The 14,757-nt window shown below is 75.6% G+C and carries 8 protein-coding genes; 3 read left to right on the top strand and 5 right to left on the bottom strand.

Annotated elements, in window-relative coordinates:
• Positions 1-7: 7 nt before the first annotated feature.
• From AC07GB_RS13045 to AC07GB_RS13035, 3 genes are all read right to left on the bottom strand, one after another.
• Positions 8-1,216, bottom strand: coding sequence for a serine hydrolase domain-containing protein (locus AC07GB_RS13045; protein WP_478844572.1), 1,209 nt, complete (start codon positions 1,214-1,216; stop codon positions 8-10).
• Positions 1,213-2,772: an alpha/beta hydrolase gene (locus tag AC07GB_RS13040; protein WP_478844570.1), complete on the bottom strand. Its 1,560-nt coding sequence runs from the start codon at positions 2,770-2,772 to the stop codon at positions 1,213-1,215. The genes AC07GB_RS13045 and AC07GB_RS13040 overlap by 4 nt, the downstream gene beginning before the upstream one ends.
• 196 nt (positions 2,773-2,968) lie before the next feature.
• Positions 2,969-4,156: an aminoglycoside phosphotransferase family protein gene (locus tag AC07GB_RS13035; RefSeq protein ID WP_478844568.1), complete on the bottom strand. Its 1,188-nt coding sequence runs from the start codon at positions 4,154-4,156 to the stop codon at positions 2,969-2,971.
• Positions 4,157-4,390: 234 nt separating this feature from the next.
• On the opposite strand from AC07GB_RS13035, the gene AC07GB_RS13030 reads away from it, so the two are divergent.
• Complete coding sequence (locus tag AC07GB_RS13030) at positions 4,391-5,890, top strand: DNA-binding protein NsdB (RefSeq protein ID WP_478844566.1); 1,500 nt, start codon at positions 4,391-4,393, stop codon at positions 5,888-5,890.
• A 144-nt stretch (positions 5,891-6,034) separates the two neighbouring features.
• Here AC07GB_RS13030 and AC07GB_RS13025 read toward each other — a convergent pair whose 3' ends face one another.
• A complete protein-coding gene (locus AC07GB_RS13025) occupies positions 6,035-7,447 on the bottom strand; it encodes a PP2C family protein-serine/threonine phosphatase (protein WP_478844564.1) in 1,413 nt (470 codons plus the stop codon).
• 501 nt (positions 7,448-7,948) lie between these two features.
• On the opposite strand from AC07GB_RS13025, the gene AC07GB_RS13020 reads away from it, so the two are divergent.
• Positions 7,949-11,437: a CHAT domain-containing protein gene (locus tag AC07GB_RS13020; RefSeq protein ID WP_478844562.1), complete on the top strand. Its 3,489-nt coding sequence runs from the start codon at positions 7,949-7,951 to the stop codon at positions 11,435-11,437.
• Between the two features lie 58 nt (positions 11,438-11,495).
• The gene (locus AC07GB_RS13015; RefSeq protein ID WP_478844560.1) at positions 11,496-13,400 is read left to right on the top strand and encodes a caspase family protein; all 1,905 of its coding nucleotides are present in this window, start codon (positions 11,496-11,498) and stop codon (positions 13,398-13,400) included.
• A 48-nt stretch (positions 13,401-13,448) separates the two neighbouring features.
• Here the strand turns inward: AC07GB_RS13015 and AC07GB_RS13010 are convergent, their stop codons facing one another.
• Positions 13,449-14,756 carry a hypothetical protein gene (locus AC07GB_RS13010; protein WP_478844559.1) on the bottom strand — a complete coding sequence of 436 codons (1,308 nt, stop codon included), beginning with the start codon at positions 14,754-14,756 and terminating at the stop codon, positions 13,449-13,451.
• Position 14,757 lies beyond the last annotated feature (1 nt).

The raw sequence follows: 14,757 nt of genomic DNA, 5'->3' as shown, positions 1-14,757 counted from the left end.
CCCGGGGCTAACGGTCGCCTCCTCTCCGCAGCGCGTTGTCCACCAGGCGGAGCGTGGCGGCACTCTGGGCCTCCTGCTGTGCCTCGGCGGTGGGCAGCGTGAACGTCGCGGACGTCACGGCGCGGGAGCCGTCCGCGGTCACACCGCATTCGGAGACCACGCCCAGGTGCGTCCCGCCGTGGAACCACAGGCCCGTGCCGCTGCCCGCCACCGGCCGCCAGGCGATGCCGAGGCCGTAGCGGACGCCCTTCGCCGGGATCCAGTCCTCGGCCGGGACGGTCCGCCGCATCGCCGCGAGCTGCGCCGGGCGCAGCAGCCGACCGCTCATCAGGGCGCGCAGGAAGACGCCGTGATCGCGGGTCGTGCTGATGAGCCCGCCGTCCGCGCCGCTGACGGCGGCGAGGGTGGTGTCGATCAGGCGCGCGCTGCCGGGGAACTGCGTGTACGCCGTCGCCGTCGGCTGCGGGACATAGGCGGAGGTGCCCGGGATCAGCGTGTGCCGCAGGCCGAGCGGTTCGATGACGCGCTCGTGGATCTCCTGTGCCCACGGACGGCCCGTCACCGCCTCGATGACCAGGCCCGCGACGACGTAGTTGGTGTTGGCGTAGCCCCAGCGCCGCTCGGCCGCCGGGTTGTCGGGACGCGGAAGCCACCGCGGCGGCTTCCTGAGCGCCGCCGTCAGCTGCTCCTGAGGCGTGTGTGTGCGGAACCGTCCCTTCCGATACGCCTCCGGGGTGAACTCCCCCTCCGACATCGCGAGGTAGTCGTTCAGACCGCTGGTCTGGCGCAGCAGATTGGCGACGGTGATCCGGCCGCCGTCGTTGCCATTGCCTCGGATCACGCCGGGCAGCAGACGCTCGACCGTGTCGGTCAGCGCGAGCTTCCCTTCGCCGACCAACTGGAGGACGACCACCGCGGTGAAGGTCTTGGTGTCGCTGCCGATCCGGTAGTACGCGTCCCAGGGCACCGGCCGGCCGGATTCCAGGTCCGCCACTCCGGCGCGTGCCGTGGTACGGCCGTGCGCGGTCTGCACCTCGGCCAGCACCCCGCTGGCCCCGGTCGCCCGGACGGCGTCGGCGTCGGCCTGGAGGGCGTCGTGCCCGCGCCCCCGAGCGGTGGCGGCCGCCGCGGCCCCGGGGGACGCGCCCGCGAGCAGGGCCCCGGAGGCGACCGCCATGGTGGTGCGTCGGCTCATCGCCGGGCCGGTCCCGGTCATCGGGTCACCTCGGGGGCGGCGCAGGTCACGTCGGCGGCGGGCAGGTCCCCGCCACGCAGATAGTCGTTGACGGCCCGGTCGGCGCACGGCACGGGGCGGTACCCCTCGATGCCGCGCCCGTACACGCCGTGCGCGCGGATGTCCGCCGTCACCAGACGTGAACCGGTGAGCTTGCGGTGCAGGGCGAGACCGCCCTCGTACGGCACGTTGTTGTCGCGGCGGGCCTGGAGCATCAGGACGGGCACGTTGTTGCCGATCCTGGTGCCGGGCTCGCGCGGCGCGGCGCCCCAGAACGCACACGGGGCGATCATGCCGTTGACGTACGGTCCGAAGACCGGCTGGGTGGCGCGGCTGCGCACGCTGTTGCGCCAGTACGTCTCGGGGTCGGCGGGCCAGCCGCCCGCGGGCCAGCCGCCGTCGCCGCACATGAAGATCGCACCGCCCACGAAGCTGTCCGCCAGGTCGGGCGAGTTCAGCAGCTCCAGCATGGCGGCGAGTTCCGGGCCGGGCTCGACCGGCTTTCCGGCGGCGGCGTCCACCAGGTCCCGCACGATGGCCGCGAGGGCGGGGTCGTTCTCCTGGTGCTGGATGGGCTGCTTCAGGACGAGCCGCAGGACGGGGGCGTTGAGCCGCTGTCCGGCGATGGTGACGGGCCGCCGCTCGGCCCCGTCGAGCAGCCGCCGCACGGTGGCCCGCACCTCGGTCGCGGTGCGCCCCAGCCGGTATGTGCCGTGGTGCCGGGCGGCCCAGCTGGCCCATTCGTCCAGGGACTTCTCCAGCGGTTCGCCTGAGCGCTGGAACAGCTCGTACTGCGTGGCCGCCGGATCCGTGGAGGAGTCGATGACGACGCGGTCGGTGCGGCGCGGGAACATCTGCGTGTACACGGCGCCCAGATCGGCGCCGTAGGACACGCCGTAGTACGACAGCTTGCGCTCGCCGAGGGCGGCGCGGATCGCGTCCATGTCCCGCGCGACGTTGCGCGTGGAGGCGTGGGGGAGGAGCTGGGCGTTGTCACCGTGCTCGCGGCAGCGCCGCGCCGAGTCCCGCGCGGAGCGCACCGAGTCCTCGAAGTCCTTCCGGGCGGACGTCGTCGGCCCCGCGGGCGTGGGCGGCCCGGCCGGGGCGCAGGTGAGCGGGCTGCTCCCGCCGAGGAAGCGGGGGTCGAACCCGATCAGGTCGTAGCGGTCCGCCACGTCCTTCAACGCGGGGCGCAGGGCGAGGGTGTGCGCGAGCCCCGTCCCGCCGGGGCCGCCGGGGTTGGACAGCAGGATGCCGCGCCGGTCGCCCGGGGACTTGGCCTTGACGCGGGAGATCGCGAGCTGGATCGTCCGGCCGCCGGGCCGGGAGTAGTCGAGCGGGACCGTCACTTCGGCGCACTGCGCACCCGCCTCGTTCAGCTCTTTCTGGTCCGCCGGGCAGGCACCCCAGTCGAGGCGCTGGTGCTGGTCGGCGCGGACGGACACGGAGGCGGGGGCAGGCGAGGCCGACACGGGGACGGCCCCGGCCAACAGGCCCACCAGACCGAGGCCGACCGTGACGGCGGGTGCGACGCGCATGGTGCTCCTTTGGATCAAGCGGTGTCACCTCCGACGCTACGAGCACGCGCACCGCCACGACATGGGGCTACCCGTAGATCTCTCTGGGGGGCATCCCCCGGCGCTCGGGTACGAACGGCGCTCGGGTACGAAGTCGCGCGCACGCGAAGGCCCGTGGTGCGCCCCGCTCGGGGCGCACCACGGGCCTCCACCCCCGTCAGCGCGTGCCGACGGCCGCCCGCACGGCCCGGCGGGCCATCTGGCAGTCGTCGTGCAGGCGCCGCAGGAGCAGGCGCTGCTCCTCGCCGGACGGCACGGCGACCGGGTGGGGCGTGGCCGCCGGTGCCGCCGGGGCGGCTTCGTGCAGGGTGCGCTGCACCGCCGTCTCGCACCTCCTGATCTCGCGCGTGAGCACCAGCATCAGGTTGACCAGGAACGCGTCGCGCGCCGCCGGGCCCGCCTGCTGGGCGAGCTGGCTGATGTCGCGGCGAGCCACCGGGGCGTCGCCGAGGACCGCCCACAGCGTCGCCAGGTCGTAGCCGGGGAGGTACCAGCCCGCGTGCTCCCAGTCGACGAACACGGGGCCGGCCGGGGACAGCAGCACGTTCGACAGGAGCGCGTCGCCGTGGCAGAACTGCCACATGGCCTGCGGCTGCGGCGCGTACGCGTGCGCTATGCCGTGCAGCAGCTTCTGGAGGTCGCCCATGTCCCGGTCCGTGAGCAGCCCCAGCTCGTGGAAGCGCGCGATCCGCCGGGGGTAGTCCAGCGGCTTGCCGAACATGTCGTTCGGCGGGCGCCACTGGTTCAGGCGGTGCACGGCGGCCACCGTCGCGCGTACGTCCGCCCGCGGCGGGGCCTCCGTGGGGTGGCGCAGCAGTGCCGCGACCCGGCCCGGCATCCGCTCGATCACCAGGGTGCAGTCGTCCGGGTCGGCCGCGATGAGCCGCGGTGCGCGCACAGGCGGACGATGCCTGACGAACGAGCGGTATGCAGCTATTTCGTGCCTGATCCGCTCGGCCCACGAGGGCGAGTGGTCGAGCAGGCACTTGGCGACCGCGGTGCTCCGGCCCGTCGTGCCGACCAGCAGGACGGTGCGACCGCTGCGGCGCAGCACCTGCACCGGGTGGAACTCCGGACAGATGCGGTGCACCGACGCGATGGCGGTGCGCAGCTGCGCGCCTTGGGGGCCGGACAAGTCGAGTCTCCCGCTGAGCGGCCCGTTCGCGGTCGCCGGCGCGCGCCGCGTCCGGCCGGGTCCGAGCGGCGCCGACGCGGCACGCGCCGGGGCCAGATAGGGGCCGCCGCCCTGGAGGGGGACCTCCGCCGGGCGGGCGGGGCCACGGGACGGGGAGTGGGGGCGCAGCGGCCGGGGCGGGGCGGACACGGAGGACGATGCTGCGTACATGGGCGATACAGATCCCTTCGTGTGCCAGCGAGTTGCGGCGCCCTCCCGCCCCGGCCTCCGTGGGTGCACCCTGGGGAATGCCTCGTGGGGGCCGGGTCGGGGTGGCGCACTCCTACCTGACACCCCCAGGCCCCTGGCACACCATGTGGCGCACCCTGGCGAACCCTGGCGAATAGTCGCTCAGCAACTGACAGGCGGTTACTGTCAACTCAGCCGAGAACCTGGGGGCTTGACGTGAACGGACAACCCAACACCCGCCTGTCGGACCTCTTCGGCCTCGCCGGCTGGTCCAAGGGCGAACTCGCCAGACTGGTGAACCGGCAGGCGGCCGCGATGGGTCATCCGCAGCTGGCCACCGACACCTCGCGGGTGCGGCGCTGGATCGACATGGGAGAGATCCCGCGCGATCCCGTGCCGCGGGTCCTGGCGGTCCTGTTCACCGAGCGTCTCGGCCGTGTCGTGACCATCGAGGACCTCGGTCTGGTCCGGCACGGGCGCGTAGGCAAACAGCGCGCCGACGGGAGCGTGGAGCACCCGGACGGCGTGCCGTGGGCGCCCGAGCGAACCGCCGCGGTCCTCACCGAATTCACGGGAATGGACCTCATGCTCAACCGACGCGGCTTGGTGGGCGCGGGCGCCGCGCTCGCCGCCGGCTCCGCACTCACCAGCGCCATGCACGACTGGCTGCACACCGATCCGACCCTGAAGGCCGACGCCCCCCGTCTCGACGATCCCCTGCACGCCGACCCCGCCGGACTCGACCGCTATGAGGCCGCCCCGATCGGCTCCCAGGAGATCGAGGAGCTGGAGCGCTCGGTCGAGGTGTTCCGCGCCTGGGACGCGTCCCGTGGCGGGGGGCTCCAGCGCAAGGCCGTGGTGGGCCAGTTGAACGAGGTGGGCGGCATGCTCGCCTACCGGCACCCCGACCACCTCCAGCGGCGCCTGTGGGGCGTCGCCGCCAACCTCGCCGTCCTCGCCGGGTGGATGTCCCACGACGTCGGCCTTGAACCCACCGCCCAGAAGTACTTCGTGATCGCCGCGCACGCGGCCCGCGAGGGCGGTGACCGGCCGCGCGCCGGCGAGGCCCTGTCCCGCGCCGCGCGCCAGATGGTGCACCTGGGCAAGCCGGACGACGCCCTGGACCTGCTGAAGCTCGCCACGTCAGGCTCGGGCGAGGAGACGCTGCCGCGCACCCAGGCGATGCTGCACACCATCGAGGCCTGGGCGCAGGCGTCCATGGGCAGGGGCCAGGCGATGCGGCGCACGCTCGGCCGCGCCGAGGACCTGTTCGTCTCCGACAAGGGCGACGTGCCGCCGCCGAGCTGGATGCAGATGTTCGACGAGGCGGACCTGCACGGCATGCAGGCGCTCGCGTACCGCACGCTCGCGGACCACGAGCCGTCCGCCGCGCACGTCGCCCAGCGGCACGCCAAGGAGGCCATCGCCCTGCGCGCCAAGGGCCGCGACCGCTCCACGATCTTCGACTACATCTCGCTGGCGTCGGCCTGCTTCATCGCCGACGACCCCGAACAGGCCGACCGGTACGCCCGGCTCGCACTGGTGTCGATGGGTTCGAACTCCTCGCACCGCACGTGGGACCGGCTACGGGAGATGTACCGGCTGACCGCCCAGTACGCGGGCTACCCGAAGATCGAGGACCTGCGCGAGGAGATCAAGCACGCCCTTCCCAAGGCCGCGGGCAGGCCCGGAGGAGGAAAATGGGCGCGGGCGTGAGGAACGTCGCGTACAGCGGTACGAGGTCCGGGCCAGGGCTGCGTCACCCGCGAGGCCCGCGGAGCGATCCGGCTCCGCGAGGCCACCGGCCGCAGCACGGCATGGCCTCCGCTTCCGGGTGCCGCGGTCGGAGGGCCGTGACGGCTAGGTGTCGACCCTGGCCACCAGCAGACAGGCGTCGTCCTCGCGCGGGGCCACGCCGAACTCCTCGACCGTGACGCGCACACCGTCCTGAGCCGTCCTCGCCTCGGCGAACCGCGGCGCGAGGGCGAGCAGCCGGCTGGTCGCGGCATCTCGGGAACGCCGCGGCACCAGGCCGTCCGTGTGGAGCAGGAGCAGGTCACCGGGGCGCAGAGCCTCCTCGGCCTGGTCGTACGTCGCGCCGGACGTCGCGCCGAGCAGCACGCCGTCCGGCGGTGTCAGGACGCGCCCCGTCCCGTCGCGGAACAGCAGCGGGGCGGGGTGCCCGGCCTGGGACCAGGTCAGCACGTGCCGCTCGGGGTCGTACAGGCAGCAGACGGCGCTGCCGAGCGCGGGCTGCGCCGAGGAGTCCAGGAGTTGGTTGAGCCAGGCCATGAGCTGGCCCGGCTGGGTGCCCGCGACGGCCATGCCGCGCAGGGCGCCGAGGAGCATCGCCATGCCCGAGGTCACTGTGACACCGTGGCCGGTGAGGTCGCCGACGCTCAGCAGCATCCGGCCGTCGGCCAGCTCCAGGGCGTCGTACCAGTCGCCGCCGATGAGGGCGCTCGACGACGACGGCAGATAGTGCGCGGCCAGGTCCAGTCCGGCCGGGCCGCCCTGGGGGAAGCGCAGGGAGCCGCGCCACGGCGGCAGCACGGCTTCCTGAAGCTCGACGGCGAGCCGGTGCTCGGTCTGGGCGAGGTGCCGCTGGCGCTGGAGCGAGTCGCGGCTCTCGCTGACGGCCCGCTGGCTGCGGCGCAGTTCGCTGACGTCCCGCAGGACCGCCCACATGGAGGCGGTGGAGCCGTCGGCTGCGAGCACGGGCTCGCCCATCATGTGCACCTGGCGCTCGCTTCCGTCGGCGCGCACGACGCGGAACTCGCCGTCGATCGGCTTGCCGTCGACCAGGCAGTCCGTGACCATCGCGGTGAGCAGCGCGTGGTCGTCGGGGTGCACGAGCGAGGGCAGCTCGTCGAGGGAGAGCGGTGGCGCGGCCGGGTCGCGGCCGAGGATCTGGTACAGCTCGCCGGACCAGTTGGCCTCGTCGGTCAGGAGGTTCCACTCGGCGCTGCCCACCCGGCTGAGCAGGGAGCCGGTGGGCGGCTCCGGCCGCGCAGCGCCGCCGTGCGGCCGGAGCGTGCGCGGCGGGCCGTCCCGCAGCTGGGCCAAGTGGCCGTGCAGGTCGTTGAGTTGATGGACAGCGAGGTCGCACAGGGCGCGCTGCCAGCGGCCCGCGGGGTCGCTGTGGTCGGCGGTGGCCTCGCGGCGCACGGCGTCGACCTCGCCGCGGAGCCGGCGCGTCTGCGTGATCAGCGCGTCGACCGCGCCGCGCTCGGGCGGCTGGGCGGTTCGGTCCGCGAAGACGTGGGACGGCATGAGGGCTCCGTAGGCGATGCGATGCGGCCGGGCCGGCTCGCGGGGGCCGCGCTGGTGGGGGCGGCGGGCTTCCTGCCTGGCCGCGCTGTCGGCTTCCGTACTGACTTCAGAAACAACTCTTCGACCGGTAACGACTCTGGCACAGCGGACTCAGGCACGTAAGGGATTTGGCAACACCCGATGTGGTGGTGCTGGCGTCATATGCCACTGTCCTTCGGGCGCCCGGGGGCAAGCAGCGGCGCCCGCGCCCCGGGACCGGCGGTACGGAGGGTGCGCGTGGGGGCCCAGCCGCGGTGGCCATGTCCCGCCGTGTCCGCCCCGCCCGAACGGAACATGGCTTGAAGGTAGCGGGGCGGCTGGCTGGATCACCACACATGGAGTGTTCTGCGGGCTTTCGGTGGAGGTCGGCGTCATCGGCCATCGCGCTCAGTACGCTGATGTCCGAAAATCGCGGGTGAGGCCCCAACTCCCAGGCGGACGCGGGGTATTGGGGGGAAGTAGATGGACATCGCCCACGACGTGCTCCGCATACTGCTCACCGGTGAACCCGGGCTCGGCCAGGACGCCGCGCGGCCCGAGCACCCGCTCGTCGCGAGCGCCCGGGCCCTCGCGGCGGGCGAGCCCCGACGGGCCCTGCGCCGGCTCGCGGGCGTGCGCGAGCCGGGCGCCGCCGACGACATGGCCGCCGCGCTGCGCGTGGCGGCCCACGCCCTCGACCTGAACTGGTATCCGGGCGGCACGGGCGCCGCCCTCGCCGAGGGCGAAGCGGAGCGCCTGGCGGCGGGGCCGCCCAGGCAGCCCGTCGGCGACGCGGCCCTGGTGGAGTTCTGGGCCGCCCGCTTCCTGCCCCAGCTCCTCTCCGCCCGCGCCATCGCGGAGAACGCCCGGACCGGCGGCGACCACGAGGCCGTCGCCCACGTGCTGCGCGACACGGAACGGCAGGCGAACGACGTGCCGGGCACGGACGCCGGGCTCGTGCGCTGGGCGCGGGCGCACGTCCACCTCGCGGCCGCCGACGTGGCCCGCCGCGCGGGACGCGACGCCGACGTCCTGGCCGCCCTCGACCGGTGCCGCCACCACGCGCACGGAGACCCCTGGGTGCTCGCCCGGGTCTACCTCCTCCAAGGGGACGCGGCGCTCACGCCGCGCTCCCACCCCGACCTCCTGGGCCTGCGCCTCGGCCCGGTGGGCGCGGCCGAACCGGGCGCCGCCCCCGAGGACATACCCGTCGACCCGGCCATGGCCCGGTCCCACTACGAGGCGGCCGACGCCCTCTACACACGGCTGCCCGCCCCACGCGGCCGCGCCCGCGTCGCCCTGCGCCTGGCCCACCTGTCCCGCACACGCGGCGACGGGCCCGCCCGCGCCCGCCACGGCGAGCGCGCCGCCGCCCTGGCCGACCGCGCGGGCGCGGGCGCCCTCACAGCGCTCGCCACCACGCACCGCCTGCTCGACCATCTCGCCGACGGCACCGACGCCGACCGCCGCGACCTCGACGAACTCGCGCGCTGGTGCCGCGAGGACGGCAGCACCAGCTACCTCAAGGGCCTGGTCCGGCTCCTGCTCACGCGGTCCGCCGCCTGGCAGCGCGAGGGGCTGACCCTGGCCGCCCTGCGCTGTCTGCGCGCCGCCCGCTTCGTCACCGCCCGGATCACCGCGCCCCTGGAGGCGGACCTCACGGACCGCGCGTACGTCGACCTCGTGGACCGGCTGAACTTCCGGCAGGCCTCGACCGTGCTCCTCGCGGCCGACACCGCGCACGCCACCACCCTGCTCCGCGAGCCGGGCGCCGACGCACGGACCTGGCTGCGCGCCGCCGAACTCGCCCTGACGCTCGACCGGGCCGTGGAGGCGCTCGCCGACCCGGACCTGAAGGGCGTCGCCCAGGCCCGGCTCGACGAGGTCGTCGCCACGGCCGAACGCCTGGCCGGATCCTGGCCGCCCGCGCGGCAGGCCGTCGACATCGTCCGGGAGAGCCTGCGGCGCGCCCCCGCCCAACTGCTGCGCCACCGGGGCCGGAGGGCCCTTGAGGCCGGGTTCCGCGACGAGGCGCACGCCGCGCTCCGGGCCGCGCTCGACCGCGCCGGGGACGACGCGCTGCTGCGGACGGCGCTCCTGTACGACCTCGGCCTCCGGCAGCAGGCCCACGCCCTCGCGTCCCGCCTCTTCCGGCACGGCGGCCTGCACCCCGACCACGCCGTCAGCCTCTTCCTGCGCCTCGGCGACCCGCACACCGCGCGCCACGCCCTGGGCGTACTCGACGAGACGTCCTGGCACGGCGACCCGGAGCGCCCCTGGGAGGACCTGGCGCGCCGCGCCGAACTCGCCGGGGCCCTCGGCGACCACGCCACCGCCGCACGGGTGGGCGAGGACGCGGTGACCCGCTTCGAGCGGTGGTCGGACCAGCTCGTACGGGACGTCCTGCGCACCTCGATGACCGACGACGTGAACGTCGCCGCGATGTACCACGTCACGGCTCGCGCGCACCTCTGCCGGGCCGACGCGGCCCGGCGCGACCCGGCGGGCCCGCACGGCGACGTCGACCCCGACGCCGAACGCGCCCTCGCCTTCGAGCTGTCCGACCGCTGCCGCGGCATCGCCGTCGACGTGCTGCGCGCCCTCGACGACCTGCCGCCCGGGCTGCCGCTCGACGCGGCCCGCCGCTGGCTGCGCGCCGGTTCGGCCTGGGCGGCCGCCTACGAGGGCCTCGCGGACAGCGTGACCCGCGACGCCGCGCGCACCCCGTCCTCCGCCCGGCTGCGCACCACCGTCCTCGCCGCCGAGGACGAGCTGGAAGCCGCCGAGACGCACGTGGCCGCGCACGCGCCGGGCCTGCTGCGCGCACGCCCCGACGGCGAGCGGCGCGTGCGCGGCACCCGCCTGGACGCCGTGCGCGCCGCCCTGTCCGACGACGCGCTGCTCCTGATGTACGAGACGTTCGACGACGACCTGGTGATCTGGGCCGTCGACCGGCACGGCGCCCGCCACACCCGCCGGACCGTGCACCACCGCGATCTCGCCTGCGCCGTCAGGCGGTTCCACACCGCGTGCGCGGGCGGCCACCACGACGCCGCGGACGCGGGCGCCCTGGCGCGCCTGCTCCTCGACCCCGTCGCGGACGCCGTGCGCAGCCGTCGCCGCCTGTACGTGGTGCCGCACCGGGCGCTCACCCTCGTGCCGTTCGCCGTCCTGCCGCTCGGTGACGTGCCGCTGGGGGAGCGCTGCGTGCTCTCCCAGCTGCCCTCGGCCTCCCTCATCACCCGGCCCGGCGGCGCCCGGCCACCGCGCCGCGACGCGCCCGCGCTGCTCGTCGGCGACCCCGCGTACGCACCGGGCCGAGGACTCGCCCGGCTGCCCGGAACGGCCACGGAGGTACGGGCCGTCGCCCGGCTCCTCGGCACCGAGCCGCTGCTCGGTGAGGCCGCGACGGCCGCCGCCGTCACCGCTTCGGCGCCCGGCCGCGCCGTCCTGCACCTGGCCACCCACGGCGTGCTGCACGAGCGCGGCCCGCACCGCAGCCACGTCGCGCTCGCCGGGCACGACCGGCTGACCGTCGGAGATGTCACCGGACTCGACCTGACCGCCGACCTCGTCGTGCTCTCCGCCTGCCACACGGGACGCGGCACGGCCACCGCGGGAGGCGACGTCATCGGCCTGGTCCGGGCCGCCGTCGCGGCGGGCGCCCGGCACGCGATCGTGTCGCTGTGGCCCGTCGACGACGCCTCCGGGGCCGTCCTCATGACGTACTTCTACGAAGCGCTGCTCGCCCGCCCCGGTACACCGGTGGCCGACGCGCTCACGACGGCACAGCGCCGCCTGCGCGCCCTCGACGCCGACGGGCGCGCGACGGCGTACGAGCACCTGCGCGAGACCACCGGCGGCGGTGCCGCGGCCGCGTGCGCACGCGACGGCCGCCCGCCCACGGCCCTCACGCGGCGCACGTCCCCACTGCCCTACCACTGGGCTCCGTTCATCCACATCGGCGGGTGACCCCGCGCCGACCACGCAGAGGGCCGGGCGGCCCACCGCACCAACCCGGAGGACCACGATGCGTAAACGGGCACTGCTCATCGGCTGCCAGACCGGAACGCTGCGCGGCGTGCACGCCGACGTCGCGCTCATGGCGGACACCCTCACCCCCCTCGGCTTCGAGGCGACCCGGGTCACGGGCCGGAACGCCACGCGCCGCGGCGTCGTCCAGGCCTACCGCGCGCTCATCGGCGCCACCGAGGCCGGGGACGCGGCCGTCGTCTACTACTCGGGCCACGGCGGCCAGGCGCACGCTTCCGGCCCCGCGCCCGCACGCCCCTCCCGCCTCCAGTACCTGTGCCCCACCGACATCGACGAACCCGGCCCGCACGGCGCGTTCCGCGGCCTGTTCGCCGACGAGCTGAGCCTGCTCCAGAACGAGCTGAGCGCTCGCACCGCGAACGTCACGGCCATCATCGACAGCTGCCACTCCGCCCGCATGGCCCGCACCGCCCGGCAGCGGCCCAAGGCGCGCCCCGCCGACCACGACTGGGCGACGGTGTACGAGGCCTGGCGGACGGCGGTGCGGGCCGCCCCGCCCTCCACGGGCCGCCCCGCCGAGTCGAACCCGTCCGTCGTACGCCTCGTGGCCTGCGAACCCGACGCCAGTGCCTGGGAAGTCCAGGTGCCCGGCTTCGACGGCCCGCGCGGTCTGCTCACCGCGAGCCTCGCCCGGCTGCTGCGCGCCCCGGGCGCCCACCGTCTGACCTGGCGCACCCTCCTGGGCCTTCTGCGGCCCGCCGTCCTCGACGTCATCCCCTCCCAGCGGCCGGAAGTCGAAGGGCCTGCGGACCGGCTCCTGTTCGACACCACGGAGCGGCCGGGCACCGGGGCGCTGCCGGTGGCCGTCGACCGGGACGGGGCGTATCTGGACGGCGCGGAGCTGTTCGGCATCGCCGTGGGCGACCAGTACGCGCTGGTGCCCCCGGGCGGCGACCCGGAGCGGCCGCTCACCACCGCCGTCGTCGACCGCGTCGAGGCATGGAGTGCCCGGCTGCGCCTCCAGGGCGACGCCGGGCCGCGGCGCGAGGAGTACCCGCCCCCAGGCACCGAGGCACACCCGCTCCGCGTCTCCCTGGGCCGCCGACCCGTCCTCGTCGAACCCGCAGGCCACCCCGATCACGCCCGCGTGTCCGCCCGGCTGCGCGCCTGCGCCCATCTGCGGATCGCCCGGAGCGACGAACCGGCCCTGGCCGCCCTCACCCTCACCGCCGACGGGCTGCGCCTGGCCGACGCCGAAGGCGAGCCGCTGCGCGCCACCGCGACCCCGGCCACCGACACCGCGCTCGACTCCCTCACCCAGGACCTCCAACAGCTCGCCCGGGCCGCCCACGTCCGCGCCCTGGCCTCCGGCACGGGCCCGGCCGCACTGCCCGACGACGTCACCTTCCACTACGCGCTGCTGTACGCCGACGGCACGCGACAGCCCCTGGACCGCAGTGGTGCCCACGTCTTCGAAGGCGACGAGATCGTCGTCCGCATCCACAACCGGGGCGCCGAACGCCGCCACGTGTCCGTGTTCGACATCGGCCTGCGTGGCGCCGTCACTCAGCTCACCACCGCCGAGCCCGCCGGCGTCGCCCTCGACCCGGGCGGCCACTACGAACTGTTCCGGCTGCCCGGCAGCCACCGGCTCGCGGGCATCGAGCTGTACTGGCCCGACGGCCTGCCCCGCGGCACGCCCCGCCCCGAGACCTTCGTGGCCGTCGTCACCGACCGCCCGCAGGACCTGACGCGCCTCGCACAGCGGGGCATCGCCCGGCGTGGGCCCGGTGATTCGGACCTCCAGCGGCTGGTCGACGACGTCCTCACCGGCGTGCGCGACGGCAGGGTGCCCAGGACCGCGGAGCTTCCGGTGCGCTATCGCGTCGCGCGCTGCGACGTCCTCCTGCACCACGGCCAGCGCCCGGAGACCGGGAAGTAGCCGCGCCTGGCCGGCGGCGCACGCGCCTGCCCGCGCACCGCCGCCGTCTTACGCCCGGTACACCGCCCGGCCCGGCAGCTCCCGGCCGTCGACGCGGGCCCACAGCCGCAGCCCGGCGAGGACCTGGCCCTTGCGGCCGCCCGCGTCCAGGGGGATGTCGTTGCCTCCGGTACGGCGTCGCGCCTCGCGATAGGTCGGCGGGAGCACCTGCACGGCGACGTCGGCGCCGCTGTCCCGCACCCGGCGCCGCAGTTCGAGCACGACCAGCTGGGACGCCTCGGCGACCCGCGCCCACCAGCTGCCGGGCGCGGCCGGTGGCAGGTGAAGCACCGAGCACAGCGCCTCGTCCACCGCGAGCGCGGCCCGCAGCTCCTCGGGCGAGCCCGGTGTCTGCCGGGCCAGGCGGCCGATCCGCTGGGTGAGTTCCAGCTGGTAGGCCGCGCGGTGCTCGGCGTCGCACAGCGGCGCCACGCCCCGGTGCGCGACGCTCTCCAAGCAGTGGTGCAACTGATCGTCCAGGGCGGCCAGTTCGGTCACCCACCCGCCGATGATGACGCAGACGGCGAGCGGTGACCGCAGGTCACCGGCCGTCCAGTGCCCGCCGTGGCCGCCGCCCGCGGCGGTCACCGCCCAGTCGGCCAGGGGCCCGGCCGCGCCGAGCCGCACGCCGGTGACCCCCGCACGCGGCAGCGGCGGCAGCAGCACATCGGCGCCGTCGAGCGCCCGCCACTCGTCCCACCGCCCCTCGACCGCGGCCCCTTCCGCCACCGCCAGCCGGTCCGCCCGCCCGCGCCACCGCGTCGCGTACGCGTGCGGCAGCCGCAGCAGCGTCAGCTGGAACCAGCGCCACAGCACGGCCGTGTCGTGGGCCCCGGGCACGGTCAGCGGGCCGAGGAAGGTGGCGCTCTCCTGGCTCCGCGTCAACTCCTCGGCCAGCTCGGCCAGCTCGGGATCGGCTTTGGGGGAGGGCCGCACGGCCGGCTCCGGGGGCACCGGCGCGACCGGCTCCCGCGCGACCGGCTCCCGCGCGACCGGCTCCCGCGCGACCGGCTCCCGCCTGACCGGCACGGGTGTGCCCATCGGCGGAGTGCTCTCATCGGCTCCCGACCCCGCGGCCCCGCCGGGGGCAGGGGTTCCCTCCGGGAGCGAGCCGGAGGCCTTCTCCGGGGGCGCGCCGTCCGGCGCGAGCGCCGCTTCCACCTCCGCGAGCGCGTCCCGGCACTCCGGCGCGCCCGCGTCGTCGGGCAACGCCTCCAGGGCCACGCCCAACGCGGCCCGCAACCCCGCCAGATGGGCGCGTGCCAGGGCCGCGAGGTGCGAATCCGGCCGTCGGCTGAGCCTGCGCAGCGCGTCCACG

It is taken from the genome of Streptomyces sp. NPDC045778, from assembly GCF_056431945.1.
This window is presented reverse-complemented; position numbering and strand designations above follow the sequence as displayed.